Source organism: Catenulispora acidiphila DSM 44928 (assembly GCF_000024025.1).
Taxonomy (GTDB): domain Bacteria; phylum Actinomycetota; class Actinomycetes; order Streptomycetales; family Catenulisporaceae; genus Catenulispora; species Catenulispora acidiphila.
Map to the genome: position 1 here is coordinate 8,254,688 of NC_013131.1, position 16,524 is coordinate 8,271,211.

At 70.0% G+C, this 16,524-nt stretch carries 15 protein-coding genes; 9 read left to right on the forward strand and 6 right to left on the reverse strand.

Annotated elements, in window-relative coordinates; genetic code table 11:
• Positions 1 to 311 precede the first annotated feature (311 nt).
• The 7 genes from CACI_RS35135 (at position 312) to CACI_RS35165 (ending at position 7,406) form a co-directional block, all read left to right on the forward strand.
• Positions 312 to 1,961, forward strand: coding sequence for a PucR family transcriptional regulator (locus CACI_RS35135; protein WP_041543120.1), 1,650 nt, complete (start codon positions 312 to 314; stop codon positions 1,959 to 1,961).
• A complete protein-coding gene (locus tag CACI_RS35140) occupies positions 1,958 to 2,584 on the forward strand; it encodes a class I SAM-dependent methyltransferase (protein ID WP_015795654.1) in 627 nt (208 codons plus the stop codon). The genes CACI_RS35135 and CACI_RS35140 overlap by 4 nt, the downstream gene beginning before the upstream one ends.
• Positions 2,585 to 2,654: 70 nt before the next feature.
• Positions 2,655 to 3,134, forward strand: coding sequence for a peroxiredoxin (locus CACI_RS35145; protein ID WP_015795655.1), 480 nt, complete (start codon positions 2,655 to 2,657; stop codon positions 3,132 to 3,134).
• 48 nt (positions 3,135 to 3,182) lie between these two features.
• Positions 3,183 to 3,683: an NUDIX hydrolase gene (locus tag CACI_RS35150; RefSeq protein ID WP_015795656.1), complete on the forward strand. Its 501-nt coding sequence runs from the start codon at positions 3,183 to 3,185 to the stop codon at positions 3,681 to 3,683.
• A 13-nt stretch (positions 3,684 to 3,696) separates the two neighbouring features.
• Complete coding sequence (locus CACI_RS35155) at positions 3,697 to 4,458, forward strand: SIR2 family NAD-dependent protein deacylase (RefSeq protein WP_015795657.1); 762 nt, start codon at positions 3,697 to 3,699, stop codon at positions 4,456 to 4,458.
• 67 nt (positions 4,459 to 4,525) lie between these two features.
• On the forward strand, positions 4,526 to 5,404 hold the full coding sequence (locus CACI_RS35160; protein WP_015795658.1) for a helix-turn-helix domain-containing protein: 879 nt from the start codon (positions 4,526 to 4,528) through the stop codon (positions 5,402 to 5,404).
• 124 nt (positions 5,405 to 5,528) lie between these two features.
• Positions 5,529 to 7,406 (forward strand): glycoside hydrolase family 35 protein, encoded by a 1,878-nt coding sequence (locus tag CACI_RS35165; RefSeq protein ID WP_015795659.1) that lies wholly within the window; start codon positions 5,529 to 5,531, stop codon positions 7,404 to 7,406.
• Between the two features lie 4 nt (positions 7,407 to 7,410).
• On the opposite strand, the gene CACI_RS35170 is transcribed toward CACI_RS35165, so the two are convergent.
• Both CACI_RS35170 and CACI_RS35175 read right to left on the reverse strand, forming a co-directional pair.
• On the reverse strand, positions 7,411 to 8,301 hold the full coding sequence (locus CACI_RS35170; RefSeq protein WP_015795660.1) for an ABC transporter permease: 891 nt from the start codon (positions 8,299 to 8,301) through the stop codon (positions 7,411 to 7,413).
• Positions 8,298 to 9,215: an ATP-binding cassette domain-containing protein gene (locus CACI_RS35175; RefSeq protein WP_015795661.1), complete on the reverse strand. Its 918-nt coding sequence runs from the start codon at positions 9,213 to 9,215 to the stop codon at positions 8,298 to 8,300. Before CACI_RS35175 ends, CACI_RS35170 begins: the two co-directional genes overlap by 4 nt.
• 135 nt (positions 9,216 to 9,350) lie before the next feature.
• On the opposite strand from CACI_RS35175, the gene CACI_RS46495 reads away from it, so the two are divergent.
• Entirely contained in the window at positions 9,351 to 10,694 is a 1,344-nt protein-coding gene (locus CACI_RS46495) for a sensor histidine kinase (RefSeq protein ID WP_049871814.1), read from the forward strand.
• Positions 10,691 to 11,416, forward strand: a complete 726-nt coding sequence (locus CACI_RS35185) for a response regulator (protein WP_015795663.1) — start codon at positions 10,691 to 10,693, stop codon at positions 11,414 to 11,416. Before CACI_RS46495 ends, CACI_RS35185 begins: the two co-directional genes overlap by 4 nt.
• A 411-nt stretch (positions 11,417 to 11,827) precedes the next feature.
• Here the strand turns inward: CACI_RS35185 and CACI_RS35190 are convergent, their stop codons facing one another.
• The 4 genes from CACI_RS35190 to CACI_RS49370 all read right to left on the reverse strand — a co-directional run bounded on the left by CACI_RS35190 (position 11,828) and on the right by CACI_RS49370 (position 16,519).
• Positions 11,828 to 12,400, reverse strand: coding sequence for a hypothetical protein (locus tag CACI_RS35190; RefSeq protein WP_015795664.1), 573 nt, complete (start codon positions 12,398 to 12,400; stop codon positions 11,828 to 11,830).
• 8 nt (positions 12,401 to 12,408) lie between these two features.
• Positions 12,409 to 14,820 carry a ricin-type beta-trefoil lectin domain protein gene (locus CACI_RS35195; protein ID WP_015795665.1) on the reverse strand — a complete coding sequence of 804 codons (2,412 nt, stop codon included), beginning with the start codon at positions 14,818 to 14,820 and terminating at the stop codon, positions 12,409 to 12,411.
• A 305-nt stretch (positions 14,821 to 15,125) separates the two neighbouring features.
• A complete protein-coding gene (locus tag CACI_RS35200; RefSeq protein WP_015795666.1) occupies positions 15,126 to 16,289 on the reverse strand; it encodes a winged helix DNA-binding domain-containing protein in 1,164 nt (387 codons plus the stop codon).
• A complete protein-coding gene (locus tag CACI_RS49370) occupies positions 16,286 to 16,519 on the reverse strand; it encodes an SCO4848 family membrane protein (protein WP_015795667.1) in 234 nt (77 codons plus the stop codon). The genes CACI_RS35200 and CACI_RS49370 overlap by 4 nt, the downstream gene beginning before the upstream one ends.
• Between the last annotated feature and the right edge of the window lie 5 nt (positions 16,520 to 16,524).

Genomic DNA, 16,524 nt, shown 5'->3' on the forward strand with positions numbered 1-16,524 from the left:
GACAGATCCCGTTCCGCATCGCGAGCAGATCGAATTCCGGTCATCCCTTGCGCGCCCGAACCGCACCTGGCAGGGTGCCTCGGCAGTGCGATCCTTTTGAACACTCTGCAAAGAACAACGGGTGAAGAACCCCGCACGGCGCGGTCCGCACCGCCGCCCGGCGGCCCGGTTCCGCCGCTCCGCCCCGGCGCCCCGGCCGCCCCATGAGCCCCGCACGTCCCCAGGAGCACACCGTGAGCAGCGCAGAACGCCCCGAGCCGGCCGCCGACGGACCGGCCACGGCCGCGACCGGGGCGTCCCCGACCCCGTCGATGTACGTCACCCAGTACCCGACCGTCGCCGACGTCCTCCAGCTCGGCCCGGTGAAGCAGGGCGGTCCGCGGGTGGTGGCCGGCGCCGCCGGGCTGGACCGCGTGGTGCGCTGGGTGCACGTCACCGAACTGGTCGACGTCGGCACCATCCTGCGCGGCGGCGAGCTGGTCCTGTCCACCGGCATCGCCTGGCCCGAGGACCGCGACCGGCTCGCGGACTTCGTCGCCGACCTGGCCAAGCTCGGCGCCGCCGGCCTGGTCCTGGAGCTGGGCCGGCGCTACACCGACAGCAGCCTGCCCAAGGCGCTGCTGGCCGCCGCCGAGAAGCACAGCCTGCCGGTGATCACCCTGGCGCTCGACACACGTTTCGTCACGATTACCGAAGCCGTGCACGGTCTGATCATCGACGCCCAACTCGCCGAGCTGCGCGCCTCCGACGAGGTCCACCAGACCTTCACCGAACTCGCGGTCGAGGGCGCCTCCCCGGATGAGGTGGTCCAGCAGATCGGCCGCATGTCCGGCTGCCCGGTGGTGCTGGAGAACCTGGCGCACCAGGTCCTCACCTACTCTCAGGCCGGCGCCGATCCGGCGGTCCTGCTCGACGGCTGGGAGGGCCGCTCCCGCTCGGTGCGCCCGACCACCGGACGCACCGTGTACGACGAGCGCTCCGGCTGGCTGACCACGGTGGTCGGCGCGCGCGGGCACGACTGGGGACGCCTGGTCCTGATCTGCAACGACCCGGCGCCGGTCCCGCGCCTGTCCATGTTGTTGGAGCGCGCCGCCGCGACCCTGGCGCTGAACCGGCTGGTCGAGCGGGACCGCGATTCGCTGGAGCGGCAGACGCACCGGACCTTGCTGACCGCGATCCTGTCCCACGGCCAGCCGGCGTCGGAGGTCGCGCTGCGGGCGCGCGCGCTCGGCGTGACGCTCGACGGCCGCCGGCTGGTCGGCGTCGTGCTGCGGCTGCGCACCGCCGCGCACCCGACGGCGCTGGAGACGCAGGCGCGGCTGCGCGAGCTGACCGACCAGGCCGCCGCGGCGATCCGCGACCGCCGGCTCTCGGCGCTGATCGGCACGCTGGACGAGCACAGCGTCGGCCTCCTGCTCGCGCTCGGACCGCAGGACCGCGAGGACGCCGCCCTGGACGGCTTCGCCGAGCGGGTCCGCCGGCTCGTGGAGCGTCCGACGTCGCCGTCGTCGGCCGACGGCTACGTCATCGCCGTCGGCACCTCGGTCGGCGCGGTACGCGACGCGCGCCGGTCGCTGCTGGAAGCGGTGCAGGTCGCGGACGCGGCGGTGCGGCAGCCCGCGGTGCAGGCGCCGTACCACCGGCTGGTGGACGTCCGCCTGCGCGGACTGCTGCATCTGCTGCGCGACGACGCGCGCCTGCAGACCTTCGTGGAACGCGAGCTCGGCCCGCTGCTGGCCTACGACGCCGAGCGCGGCACGGACTTGGTCAGGATGCTGACGGTGTATGTGGATTCGGGACGCAACAAGTCGGCGGCGGCCGACGCCGCGCACCTGTCCCGGCCGTCGTTCTACGAGCGGCTGCACCGGATCGAGCGGATCCTGTCGGTGGACCTGGACTCGGTGGAGTCGTGTCTGGCGTTGCACGTGGCGCTGCTGGCCCTGGAAGCTATCAGACCATGAGTGACCAACAGCCCTATGACGAAGTCGCCGAGCTCTACGCCGAGAAGTTCAGCGACAGCCTTTCGAGCTATCCCTTGGAGCGCGGCCTGCTCGCCTCCTTCGCCGAGTTGGCGAAAGCGGTCGGCGGACCGGTCGCCGATCTGGGCTGCGGTCCCGGGTACGTCACCGCCTACCTGAGCTCGCTGGGACTGGACGCCTTCGGCGTCGACGTGTCCTCGGGCATGATCGCCCAGGCCCGCGCCCGGCATCCGGAGCTGCGGTTCGAGCTCGGGTCGATGGCCGCGCTGGACATCGCCGACGCGTCGCTGAGCGCCGTCCTGTCCCGCTACTCGATCATCCACACGGTCCCGGACGACGTCCCGGCGATCCTCGCCGAGTTCCGCAGGGTTCTGGCACCGGGCGGTCACGCCCTCATCAGCTTCCCGGGCAGTGAGGACGCCTCGCAGCCGACAGCTTCCTACGACCACACCGTCTTCACCGCCTACCGCTGGTGGCCGGACCATTTCAGTGCTCTGCTGCACGACGCCGGCCTGGAGGAGATCGGCCGGCTGATCGAGCGCGCGGCGCCGGACGCACCCCGGCCGTTCCCGATGGTGAACCTGGTAGCGCGCCGGGAGAACTGAATCCGGGGGTGATGGGCCATGCTGGATACCGACAGGTAACCTCGGCCCACCCACGAAGGGCACGATCTCCATGGCCTCCACCCCCGACCTCGGCGTCCCCGCTCCCGACTTCACGCTGCCGGGCATCGTCCTGTCCGGCACGGAGGTCGAGCGGCGCGACTTCACGCTGTCCGCGCACCGCGGCAAGCCGATCGTGCTGGCCTTCTATCCCGGCGACGACACTCCTGTGTGCACCAAGCAGATGTGCGCCTACAACAACGAGCTGGAGAAGTTCGCGGACATCGGCGCCGAGGTCTGGGGCATCAGCCCGCAGGATCTGGACAGCCACGAGAAGTTCGCGCAGCGGCACGGACTCCAGCAGCCGCTGCTCGCCGACCCGGCCAAGACCGTGATCCAGCAGTACGGCGTCGGGCTGAAAGCCTTGGGCCTGAAGCGATCGGTGTTCCTGGTCGACGCCGAGGGCGTGCTGCGCTGGAAGCATGTGGCGACGTTGGGCTTGAAGTTCCAGTCGGTCGACACGCTGACCGCGCAGATCGCCGCGCTGGCCTGAGACGGCCGGCGGCCCGGCGCCCGCGAGGCGGCAACTACCCTGAGAAGCATGCCGTTGCCCGAAGGCCCGTACGCCCGCCGCACCGCCCGCGTCCTGCTGATGGACAAGGAAGACCGCCTGCTGCTGTTCAAGTTCGGCAGCCGCAGGCGGAACCACGTCTGGCTGACTCCCGGCGGCGGCATCGACGAGGGCGAGGCGGTGAACGTGGCGGCGGCCCGCGAACTGCGGGAGGAGACCGGCTTGGTCGTGACGCCGGAGCAACTCGGCGAGGTGGTCGCCACGACGGGCGGCTACGCCGAACTCGGCAGCTGGATCAAGGGGAACATCCGCGAGGACTTCTTCTTCCACCGCGTGGATTCGCTCAATATCGACAGCAGCGGTTTCACCGACTACGAACGCAAGGCCATCGCCGAAATCCGATGGTGGTCGGTCGCGGACCTGGAGTCCACTGCCGAGAACGTCGTTCCCTGGGGTCTGGTGCCGCTGCTGAAGTCCCTCCTGCGCGACGGTCCGCCGGCAAACTTCGTCGAGTTGCCCTGGCACCACTGACTACGCTGTGCGCATGACCACCGACTGGCGCAGCCGTAAAGGTCCGATCGGAGTCCTGACCGGTGCGGGCATCAGCACCGATTCCGGCATCCCGGACTTCCGGGGACCAAGGGGAGTCTGGAGCAAGGACCCGATCGCCGAACTGCTGTCGACGTACGCCAACTACGTCGCCGATCCGGAGCTGCGGCAGCGGGCCTGGCTCGCCCGGCGGGACAACCCGGCGTGGCAGGCCAAACCGAACGCCGCCCACAAGGCGCTGGCAGATCTGGAGCACTCCGGCCGCTCGGTGCGGATCATCACGCAGAACATCGACCGGCTGCACCACCGCGGCGGGTCCTCGGCGCGCAAGGTGATCGAGATCCACGGGAACATGTTCGACGTGGTCTGCGTCCAGTGCAGCTACCAGACCACGATGGAGACGACGTTGCAGCGCGTCGCCGACGGCGAGGCCGACCCGCCGTGCCCGTCCTGCGGCGGCATCCTGAAGGCCGCGACCATCATGTTCGGGCAGAACCTGGACCCGGCCTCGCTCTGGCAGGCCGAGCAGGTCGCCGAGGCCTCGGAGATCTTCCTGGCGATCGGCACCTCACTGCGCGTGGAGCCCGCCGCCTCGCTGTGCGAGGTGGCCGTGTCCCACGGCGCCGACCTGGTGATCGTCAACAACGAGCCGACGCCGTACGACCCGTTGGCCACCGAAGTGATCCGCGAGCCGATCGGCGAGGCGGTGCCGCGCATCGTCGCCGAACTGATCGCCGCCGAGAACGGGACGCTGTAGGCGCTGCGGGAATCCGCACGTTAACCGCGGATTGACGCGAGGTTGCGCACCCCGGAGCATATGACGCGTGAACGCGCCCCGCGACGACGAGCCGACGGCGGCCGGGGAGGAACCCTGGCACCCGCCGGTGTCGGAGTACGCGGTCTACATGACGCCGGCCGAGGAGCACCGCCGCCTCGGCCTGGCCCTGTACGGCGCCGGCTGGCACACCATCGCCGAGCACGGCATCCGCTGGGACGCCCGGGTCCTGAACTGCTACGCGCTGCACCTGGTGACCCGCGGCTCGGGCTGGATCGAGTGGGGCGACCGCCCGCGCACCCGGCTGCCGATCAAGGCGCCGGCGGCGTTCTGGCTCTTCCCCGGCCTGGTGCACTCCTACCAGCCCGACGTCGGCGGCTGGACCATCACCTGGGCCCTGTTCGACGGCCCGGCGGCGGCCGGCTACGAAAGCCTGGACTTCCTGTCGCGCACCTCCCCGGTGGTCCCCCTCGGCGACGCGCGCCCCGTCCGCGAACTGTTCCGCGAACTGCTCACCGTCGTCCGCACCAGCGGTCCGCACTACGAGGTCTCCGCCGGAATCCTGGTCCACCGCCTGATCACCGCGGTCCGCGACAACGGCCCGGGTCTGCGCGAATCCCGCGCCGTCCGCGCCCTCACCGAGCACGCCACCGATCCGGTCGCCCTTCAGGACCACGCCACCCGCCTCGGACTGACCGTCACGCAGCTGCGCGAGGAGGTGCGGCTGGCGACCGGCTCGACGCCGAAGGAGTACATCCTGCGGGTCCGCCTGTCGAAGGCGAAGGACCTGCTGGCCGCGACGGATCAGAGCGTCGTGCAGGTCGCGCGCGCCGTCGGGTACGACGATCCGGCGTACTTCACGCGGTTGTTCACGCAGCGAGTCGGGCTGTCGCCGACGATGTTCCGGCGCGGTTCGCTGTCGGCTTGAACGGCTTGAACGGCTTGAGCGGCTTGAGCGGCGCGCCGATCGGCACGGCTGATCCGAGAAATGTCCAAGAACGCCGAGCCAAGATCCATGGTCGCCCGCGCCCGGCCGGCCCGATCATCGCAGGGTGGCCCACGAACGCGTACTGACCATCGACGGCGGCCGGTTCCTGCGGGGCGGGCGGGAGCACCGGATCGTCTCCGCGGCGATCCACTACTTCCGGATCCATCCGGACCTGTGGCGCGACCGGCTGCAGCGGTTGCGCGCCATGGGCTGCAACACCGTCGAGTGCTACATCGCCTGGAACTTCCATCAGCCGACGCCGGCGGCGCCGCGGTTCGACGGCTGGCGGGACGTCGCCGGATTCGTGCGGCTGGCAGGGGAACTCGGCTTCGATGTGATCGCGCGTCCCGGCCCTTATATCTGTGCGGAGTGGGACTTCGGCGGGCTGCCGGCGTGGCTGCTGGCCGATGAGAACGTGCGGCTGCGCACCACCGATCCGGTCTATCTGGCCGCCGTGGACGCGTGGTTCGACGAGCTGATCCCGGTCCTGGCCGAGCTCCAGGCGACGCGCGGCGGACCGGTCGTGGCGGTGCAGATCGAGAACGAGTACGGCAGCTTCGGCGCCGATCCCGACTACCTCGACCACCTTCGCAAGGGTCTGATCGAGCGCGGCGTGGACACTTTGCTGTTCACCTCCGACGGCCCGCAGGAGCTGATGCTGGCCGGCGGCACGGTCCCGGACGTGCTGGCCACCGTGAACTTCGGCTCGCGCGCCGACGAGGCGTTCGCGACGCTGCGCCGCGTCCGCCCGGACGACCCGCCGGTGTGCATGGAGTTCTGGAACGGCTGGTTCGATCACTTCGGCGAGCCACACCACACCCGCAGCGCGCAGGACGCCGCACGCTCCCTCGACGAGATCCTCGCCGCCGGCGGCTCGGTCAACTTCTACATGGGGCACGGCGGCACCAACTTCGGGTTCTGGGCGGGCGCCAACCATTCCGGCGTGGGCACCGGCGATCCCGGATATCAGCCCACGATCACCAGCTACGACTACGACGCGCCGGTCGGCGAGGCCGGCGAGCTGACGCCGAAGTTCCACCTGTTCCGCGAGGTCGTCGGGCGATACGTCGAACTGCCCGATGCTCAGCCTCCCGCTCCCCTGCCCCGTTTGATGCCGCAAACCGTTGCCGCGCCTCGGATCGCGGCGCTGCGAGACCGCCTGGACCTGCTGGCGACGGACCCGATCCACCACCCGACGCCGCAACCGATCGAGAAGCTCGGGCACGGCTTCGGGCTCGTCCACTACCGCCGCCGCCTCGACGGTCCCGCTCGTACCCACACGCTGCGGATCGAGGGTGTCCGCGACCGCGCGCAGGTCTTCGCGGACGGAAAGCTGCTCGGGATGGTAGAGCGTGACATACCCGAGCGGACGCTGGATCTCCAGATCCCGGATGAGGGCCTGGATCTGGAGCTCCTCGTCGAGCCGCTGGGCCGGGTGAACTACGGCCCGCATCTGGCCGATCGCAAGGGCCTGATCGGCGGCGTGCGGCTGGACCACCAGTTCCAGTTCGGATGGGAGCACCGGGTGCTGCCGCTGGACGATCCGACAGGTGCGTTGGCGCTGGAGAATCAGGAGGCTGTAACGGCGAACCAGACTGCCGGTCCCGCTTTCCACCGCGCCGCGATCACCGTCCGCGAGCCCGCCGACGGCTTCCTCGCCGTCCCCTCCACGGCGCGAAGTCTGGTCTGGCTCAACGGATTCCTGCTCGGACGGCTGTGGGACCGGGGACCGCAGGTCACGCTCTACGCCCCGGCGCCGCTGTGGCGCGCCGGCGCGAACGAGATCGTGGTGCTGGCGCTGGAGCCGGATGCCGGTACGCAGAGCCCTGATGCGCAGAGCCCCAGTGCACCGAGCCCTGATGCACAGGGCCTGGAGATCGAGCTGCGCGGCGAGCCGGATCTCGGCCCGCTCGCGACGCCCTCCACCCACGCGGACTACTGAACCTTCAGGCGTCCCGCTTCTTCACGACCACCAGCGCCACCACGATCGAGATCACGGCCCAGCCGGCGTACACCAGCCACGCGTGCATATCGCTGGCCGGCCACTTCCCCAGGCTCTGGTTCGGGTCCTTGTGCCAGAACGTCAGAGTGTCCTCGGCGTCGCCCGGGAACAGGTGGCTGACCTCCTTCACCCAGCGGTACTTGTCGCCGCCGAAGAAGGCCGGCAGCAGGAACAGGAAGGCGACCACGGCCACGATCGACGCCGTCGCGTTGCGGATCACAGCGCCGAACAGCATGCCGACCAGCGCGCACACCGGGACCACCAGCGTGTAGGCCGCGATGGCGATCTGGGCGTTGTGGTCGGTGATCGACACCCCGACGTGCCGGCTGGCGACCATCGCCTGGCCGCCGAGGAAGGAGATCAGCGCGACCGCGAACGCCAGGACCGTGGTGATCACCGACAGCACCGTGATCTTCGCCGCGACCACGCTCCCGCGCTTCGGGACGGCGGCGAAGGTGGTGCGGACCTGTCCGGTGGAGAACTCGCCGAACATCGTCAGCGCGCCGATGGCTGCCGCGCCGAGCATCATCAGCTGCACCGCGAGGCGCGACAGGGAACGGAACAGCGGGTCGTAGACGAAGTGCCAGTGGTACCCGTTCGCGATGACCTCGTCGGGGCTGGCCAGGCTCCGGTCCAGGTACTGCAGGTTGGAGCGGACCCCGTTCAGATTGATGAAGATGGTCGCGGCCGCCGCCACCAGCAGCACGAACCAGGTGGAGCGCAGCGAGGCGACCTTGATCCACTCCATCCGGCACAGATCGCGGAAGCGCGGCTTCGGCTCGCCGGAGACGTGCGCGGTGACAGAGGTCTGCGACGGTGCGGCCATGGTGCTCATCGGGCTTCTCCTGCGGCGTATTCGACGGCGTCGGCGGTCAGTTCCATGAACGCCTTCTCCAGCGAGGCGTTCTGCGTGGCGAGCTCGGCCAGCATGATGTCGTTGCGCCAGGCCAGCTCGCCGATCCGGGCGGCGGTCAGGCCCAGGACGGTCAGCCCGCCGGCCGCGGTGGCGGCGTCTTCGACCTCGGCGCCCTCGGCGGTCAGGATCGCCGCCAGCGCGGCCGCCTCCGGCGCCCGCACCAGGACGGCGGCCTTCGAACCACGGCGCGAGAAGTCGGCCAGGGTCTCGTCGGCGATCAGCGCGCCGCGCCCGATCACCACCAGCCGCTCGGCGGTGTGCTCCATCTCGGACATCAGGTGGCTGGAGACGAACACCGTCCGCCCCTCCTTGGCCAGCCGCTGGAACATCTCGCGCACCCAGCGCACACCTTCGGGGTCCAGACCGTTCAACGGCTCGTCGAACAGCAGCACCGGCGGGTCGCCGAGCAGCGCGCCGGCGATGCCCAGGCGCTGCTTCATGCCCAGGGAGTAGCCGCCGATCCGTTTGCGGCCGGCCTCGGCGAGCCCGACCTCGTCCAGCACCTCGCCGACCCGGCGCAGCGGGATCCGGTTGCTGACGGCCAGCGATTTCAGGTGCGCCACGGCCGAACGCCCGCCGTGGATGTCCTGTGCGTCCAGCAGCGCGCCGACGTGGCGCAGCCCGCGCGGCCGGTCGATGAAGCGCCTGCCGTCGATGGTGACCGTGCCGGAGGTCGGCGCGTTCAGACCGAGGATCATGCGCAGCGTGGTGGACTTGCCCGAGCCGTTCGGGCCCAGGAAGCCGGTCACCGTCCCGGATCGGACGGTCACGGTCAGGTGGTCCACGGCCGTCTTGTCGCCGTAGCGCTTGGTGAGGTCGGTCAGCTCGATCATGCGGTCCAGCCTGCCGGTCGGGTCCGTGAACGGGCATCGGCCCGGGAGCCGCAATGGACTCGGCCGGCAGTGGCCCGGGGATGTAAGCCCGTGAGCCGATGCGCCGCGGCCCGGCAGCTGTCTACGATCTTGGGCGTGGAGAAGAGACAACGCGGCCTGTGGCTGTCGGACGGCCTGCTGGTGGTCGTCTACCTCGTGCTGGTCGCGCTGGTCACGCCGGCGCTGCGCGAGTTCCACACGATCACGGACTATCCGAACGGTTGGTACACCCCGCTGGGCGAGCAGATCATCCCGCCGGGCGGGTCGGTGACCCAGTCGACCTACCGCGCCAACAACTGGCAGCAGCTCGAGCCGACGATCTTCACGATGATCCTGGTGCCGATGCTGCGGCGCCGGCCGCTGGTCTTCGCCAGCGCCGTCTGTGTCGGCCAGGGCCTGGTCGGCTCTGTGCACGCCTCAGGCGACACCCGGTACGAGTTGCTCCTGGCGGCCGTCGCCTGCCTGGTGTCCGTCGCGCTGGCCTGGCCGCGGCGCACGTCGCTGAAGGCCGCGGCGCTCATCCTGGCCGGCGCCGTGTTCTCGATGACTGCTTTCCCTCCCGGGTCCTCGGAGATGATGCAGACGCACGTCGTCGTAGTCACCCTGCTGACCCTGGTGGCCTGGCTGATCGGCAGCTCGATCCGCGAGCGCCGGGCCGGCGCGGTCCGGCAGCGCGCCGACGCCGCGGCGCAGGCGGTGGCGAACGAGCGCCTGCGCATCGCCCGGGAGCTGCACGACATGATCGCGCACAGCATCGGCATCATCGCCATCCAGGCCGGTATGGGGAACCGCGTCATCGGCACGCAGCCCGCCGAGGCGCAGAAGGCGCTGCACGCGATCGAGGAGACCAGCCGGGACACGCTGTCCCAGTTGCGCCGGACCCTCACCGCGCTGCGCCACGGGGAGAACGCCGAGACCCCGACCGACCCGGCGCCGGGCTTGGCCGACCTGGACAAGCTCGTCGCCTCGACGAAGCACGCGGGAGTCCTGGCGATCGTCGAGAGGATCGGCATCCCGCGGCCGCTGCCCGGCGAGATCGACCTGGCGGCCTACCGCATCGTGCAGGAGTCGGTGACGAACGTGGTCCGCCACTCCGGCGCCAGGACCTGCCGGGTCCGCATCGAGTACCAGGACAGCGCGGTGGCGATCGCCGTCTCCGACGACGGCCACGGCGTCCTGGGCTCCGGCGGCACCGGCTTCGGCCTGGTCGGCATGCGCGAGCGGGTGACGCTGGTCCACGGCGCCTTCGAGGCCGGTCCGCGCCCCGGCGGCGGGTTCCGGGTGTCCGCGACGCTGCCGGTACCGGGCGGGTTCGAGACCACCTACGGTGGGGCGAAGACGAACGCTGACACCGGCACTGGCACTGGCACTGGCACTGGCACCGACCCCGATCCCCGCGCGGACACCGCGCCTGACCCGAACCCGGCGGTGGCCTCGTGACCCACGACCCGATCAGCGCCCCGACCACCGGACCGCACCACCAGCGCGCCACGATCCGCGTGATCCTCGCCGACGACCAGCCGCTGATCCGCAGCGGCCTGCGGGTCCTGATCAACGACGCGCCCGACATCGAGGTCGTCGGCGAGGCCGGCACCGGCGCCGAGGCGGTCCGCCTGGCCGCCGCGCACACCCCGGACGTGGCGGTGATGGACATCCGCATGCCGGAGATGGACGGCATCGAGGCCACCCGCCGCATCACCGAGTCCTCCGACACCACCCGCGTGGTCATGCTCACCACCTTCGACGACGACGAGTACGTCTACGCGGCACTCCGCGCCGGCGCGAGCGGCTTCCTGGTCAAGGACATGGCCCTGGACTCGATCCTGGACGCCGTCCGCGTCACCGCCTCCGGCGACGCGATCATCGCCCCGAGCGTCACCCGCAAACTGATCGCCGAGTTCGCCATCCGCCCCGATCCCGGCGCCACCGCCCCCCGCCGAGGCGACAAGGCCCTCCTCGACGGCGTGACCGACCGCGAGCGCGAAGTCCTGACCCTCGTCGGCCGAGGCCTGTCCAACGGCGAGATCGCCGAAGAACTCTTCATCAGCGCCGCCACCGCCAAAGCCCACGTGGCCCGCCTGTTCACCAAGCTCGGCGCCCGCGACCGCGTGCAACTGGTCATCACGGCGTACGAGGCGGGGCTGGTGGCGCCATCGCGGTGAGGCAGTGAGGCGGTCGGCGCGGTGATGCGGTGATGCGGTGATGCGGTCGGCGCGGTGATGCGATCGGCGCCGCCAGGCCGCGGCGGTTGTCTCGGCAATGCGGTCGGCGCTGCGGTGTTGTCTCGGCGATGCGGTCGGCCCGACTGCGCTGTCTCGGTGATTCGATCGGCGCGGATGTGTTGTCTTGGCGATGCGGTCGGCGCAGCCGTGCTGCCGCACTGTCTTAGCAATGCGGTCGGCGCGGTCGCGCTTTCTCAGTGATGTGGTCGGCGCAGCTGTGCCGTCTCGGCGATGCGGCCGGCGCGGCCGTGCTGTCTCGGTGATCTCAGTGATCCGGTCGCGCCGCCGCGCCGAAGACCCGCTGCACCGCCACCCCGCCGCCCCGCCGCGGAATGTCAGTGCCCTGCTCTCTCAGAGCGCCGCCTTGATCACCTTCGGCATCTGCTGCTGGGCGATCTGCTTGCACTGCGCGTTCCACTGCTCCAGCGAGGTCGTCTTGGGCATCGGCACGGTGAGCATCACCTCGGCGTTGTGCTTCACCTGCTCGACGGTGCAGGTGGCGTTGGCGAAGCCCAGGGAGCCGTAGGTGATGTCCGGGGTCAGCTCGGTGAGTTTGTCGCGGGTGAAGATGTTGTTCGCGCGCCATGTCCCGTCGTGGACCTGCTGGTCGGCGTACTTGTGGGCCGTCACCAGGTCCATGTCGCTCGCCTGGTACAGGTCCACCTCGACAGAGGTCGTCTCGTCGTCGGTCACGCACCGGATGTTCGTGTACGCCGGGTGCAGGCCGCGGATGTCGGAGGCGTCGGTCACGTTCTGTCCGACCTTGAACGCCGGTTTGCCTGCCACCGCCGCCGAGAGTTTCTCGCACGTCGGCAACGTCTTGTAGTCAGTCGTCCCGCCGCCGCGCAGCAGGAGTGCCGTCGCCGTCCCGGCGGCAGCCAGGACGACGACGGCACCCACGATCCCCCATGTTTTCCAGCTCATTTAGCGGATTATGGCACCGTCCATCGCTGGTTGGCGCCGCCGTTGCAGTCCCAGATCTCCAGCTGCGTGGAGTTGGCGGTATTGAACCCCGGATCGTCCAGACACTTGCCGGACCCGACGCCCACCAGCTCGCCGTTCGCCTGCGGCGCCCACTGCTGGTTCGCGCCGCCGTTGCAGTCCCACAGCTCCACCAGCGTGCCGTTCGCCGAGCCGTTGCCGGTCACGTCCACGCACTTGCCGCTGGCTCCGTTGAGTTGGAGATAACCGTTGGCCCAGAACCAGTTCTGCGCCGCGCTGTTGTTGCAGTCGTACATCTGGACGTGCGTGCCGTCGGCCGTGGAGCCGGCGTTGTCGTCCACGCACTTGCCCGCCTGCGCCGAGGTGACCGGACCCTGGTGCACGACCTGCGAGGAGCCCGGCGTGATGGAGAAGTTCGAGAACTCCTCCGTCTGGTAGCCGGTGACGCCCAGACCCGCCTGGCCGTTCGTCCAGGTGCTGTCGTTGACGCTGCCGACGGTCTTGCCGTCCACGGACGCGGTCAGCGTCGAGCCGTTCAGCTGGAAGGCGACCGTGTGCCAGGTGTTCAGACCGAGCGAGGCGATCGTCCCGCTGGCCAGCGTCGTGAAGTTCCACGCGTTGTCGCTCTTGACGATCGACCACGCGCCGGAGTTGCCGACCCGGAGGTGGTAGGCATTCAGCCCGTTGTTGTTCGTGCCCTGCAAGTTCGCCCGACCGATCAGCTCGACGCTGCCGGCCTGCTCGAACAACGCATCGGTCTTGACCGTGTAGTTCGACCACGTCTGATCGCCGATCAGCGTGTACGGCGCGTCATAGGACTCGCCGGTCCAGCGGATCGGCTGGTACGCCGCCATCTGACGCAGGCACGTCCCGGCCCGCCCGGCGTCGCACGGCGCGGTCTGGAAGGCGCCGTTCATGTCCGAGAAGTACAGCGGGGAGGTGGTCGTGGCCGCGGTGTTGAAGGTGTTCGTATACGGCAGCGGCATCGCCGAGGCGGCAGGCGGCGACGTGACGCCCTTGCCCTGCCCGGTGGTCGTGGTGAACGTGTAGACGTAGCCGGGCTGCAGGGTCACCGTGTAGGACCCGCCGGACGGCGTGACGTCTCCACTGTGCACGAACCAGTCGGAGGAGCTGCCGGAGTTCACGTTGGTCTGCCACACGTGCACCGCCCCGCTCGACAGACCGCCGGCGACCTTCACCGTCATCGTCTGCGCGGCGGTGGCGTCCATGGTCTCCACGACGGTGCTGTAGTCGCGGCCGTTCGACGACTTCAGCGACACGTAGCTGCCGTTGGCGCGGTTCCCGCCGAGGAATCCGCTGCCGGAATCAAGGTACTTCCATCCCGGCGCGGTGAACTGCGAGGTCTGCGCCATGACCCAGGTGGTCTTGCCTATGTAGTAGTTGCCGGACCACGGCTGGTTCGCGATCCCCAGTCCCTGGTCGGCGTAGTGCAGGTTCGGGTAGATCGCGGACACCAGCGGCCAGTTGATGTACGCGGTCATCTTGCCGTCGATGTAGTCGCGGTTGAGGGCGCGGGCGATACTCGGGGCGCCGAACGTCGAGCTGCCGTCGGTCGACTCCGAGCCGTTCTCGCTGGCCCACAGCGGTTTGTTGAGATTCACCGCGTTGGAGGTGCTGGTGCACGACGTGAAGGCACTGCCGTAGCCGCAGGGATAGTGGACGCCGACGATGTCCACCGCGTTGTTGAACGAGGAGTCCGAGGTCATCGTGTCGGCGACGCCCCAGCCGCTGTCGGCTCCGACCACCTTGGTGGCGCCGTAGCCGTGCGAGACCAGCGCGCTCTTGAGGTTCTCGTACCAAGCGGCGTTGTAGTCGCGCTCGTTCCAGCCGCCGAGGTAGTCGACGGGCAGATTGTGCTTCGCGGCGCAGCCGAACCAGTCCATCAGATAGTTGATGGTGTCGGTGGACCAGAAGCCGCCGTTGATCCAGCCCGGGGCACCCCAGGCCAGACCGTAGATCTTGATGTTCGGGTTCCGCGCCTTGGCCTGCTCGGCGAGCCACCATTCGTAGCCCTGGTTGCAGTCCACGACGCCGCGGCTGTGCTCGTGCGAGGCCTCGGCGCCGTCGGTGGAGTTGGTGTCGCCGCCGATCTCGATCTTCAGGATCTGCAGCGAGGCGCCGTACCCGGGCTTGAACAGGTAGTCCAGGATCTGGGTGCGTTCGGGCTCGGGATAGTCGACCAGCAGGCGGGAGTTCCCTCCGCCGCCGCTGATCGCCCCGATGCCGTCGAAGGTGCGGCCGGCGGAGCCGCCGTCGACCGTGACGGTGGTGGACGTGGCCGCGTGGGCCGGCGGGGAGGCGACGGCCCAGGTGGTCAGGATGCTGAGGAGGAGGGTGAGGGTGGCGGCGAGCGCGGTGCGTTGTCTAGCTGCGGGGGACATGAGCACGCTCCAACAAATTCGACTACGAATAAACGCCATCGATCGCAATCGCACAGGTTAAGCGCGTTGTCACCCATCGTCAACACCGTCTTCACGGCGCGTCCCCGGACGGTGTTGACAGACCTCTTACATGTTCTTACTGTCCGTGAGGGTTCGACTCCCGATCCGCCCGAAACCGCCCCCGGGAATCGGACACCGCCACCCAACGACGAGCGCCGGGGCGGGGTTGGTCCGCTGCCCCGGCGCTCCGGTTCTGGTTCTGGTCTGGTTCCGGTTCTGGTTCCGCGTCGCTCCGCGGCGTCGTCTCAGCCCTCGGAGATCTCGCGCTCCAGCGGCGTCCGGAACCGCGGCGTCACCCGGTGCTCCCCCAGCGCCGTCTGACACCGCTCGGTCTCCACCGCGATCGCCTTCTCCGCCTCGCTCCCGACGTCCCGCAGCAGCCTCGTCGCCACGGTCCCGTCAGCACGCTGCGCCCAGCCGCCGACGACCTCGCCGTTCCACCACACCGTCGGTCCCACGTTCCCCGCGCGGTCGAACAGCGGCGGCCGGATCTCCTCAGCGAGGTACCACTCGCGCGCCTGCCAGCCCATCGCCGTCGGGTCGAGCCCGGGCAGGAGGGCAGCCCACGGCTCGGGCGCCGCGACCTCGTCCAGGTCGTCCGGCAGCACCCAGCCGACACCGGTGCCGACAGCTACCTGCACCGCGTTGACCGCCTTCAACGCCTTGCGGGCGTCGGTCACCTTCCAGCCGGTCCACCACTTCAGATCCGCCTCGGTCGCCGGACCGAACGCCCGCAGCCAGCGGCGTGCCAGCTCCGCCTGGGCGTCCGCGACCGCGATCTCCGCGTGTCCGGCGCCCGGCTCCCACCGGTGCTGGCTGGACAGCCACGAGCCGACCGGACGCCCGCGCACCACGGCGCCGTCGAAGCCGAGCACGCGCAGCACGCGCCCCGAGGCCGGCTGCCAGGCCTCCCACTTGGTGCCCTTGCCGTACAGCACCTGGTCCCGCAGCCCAGCCACCGCCTTGCCCAGCTCAGCGCCGGTCGCCGATCCGCGCCGCTTGACCTCGGCGACCGTCTCCGCCTCGACGCGCTCCAGCCAAGCGGCATCCAGCCCGGCGGCCACGGCGTTCTTCAGCAGCAGACCGCGTTCCTTGCCCCACATCTCACGCGTCGTCGAAGCCTGCACCACCGGAGCCAGATCAGCCGGGACCACGAACAGCGTCTGCCGCATGCCGTGCATGCGGACCAGTGTCCGGTCGTCGTAGAGCGCGCGCTCGACGTCGGCGGTGTCCGGCTTCTCCAGCCGGGCCAGCGCCGAGAGGTAGACCGTCGCGGCGTCGGTGGAGTGCAGCGCGACGAGCGCGTCGACCACCGCCTCCGGTGTCGCCGCCCTGCGTCCGGGAGCCAACAGATGTCGCGACGCCAGCCGTGCCCGGCGTTCCCCGTCGTTCACCACGCGTGAATTCACGCGTTCATCTTGCGCAGCCCCCGCACCGAGCGCCACCCGATCACGCCGATCGACACCCCCGCCACCATGGACACCGCAACGAGGACCGCGTGCACGAGGAAGAAGGACGTGGGTCCGTCGTCCCAGGACCTTTTGTCGTCCCAAATGGCTTCCATGAAGCGCGGCCAGATGATCACCGACCACACTCCGAAGGCGACCAGGAACCAAGACGCGACACGCCCAAGCCTCACTTGCA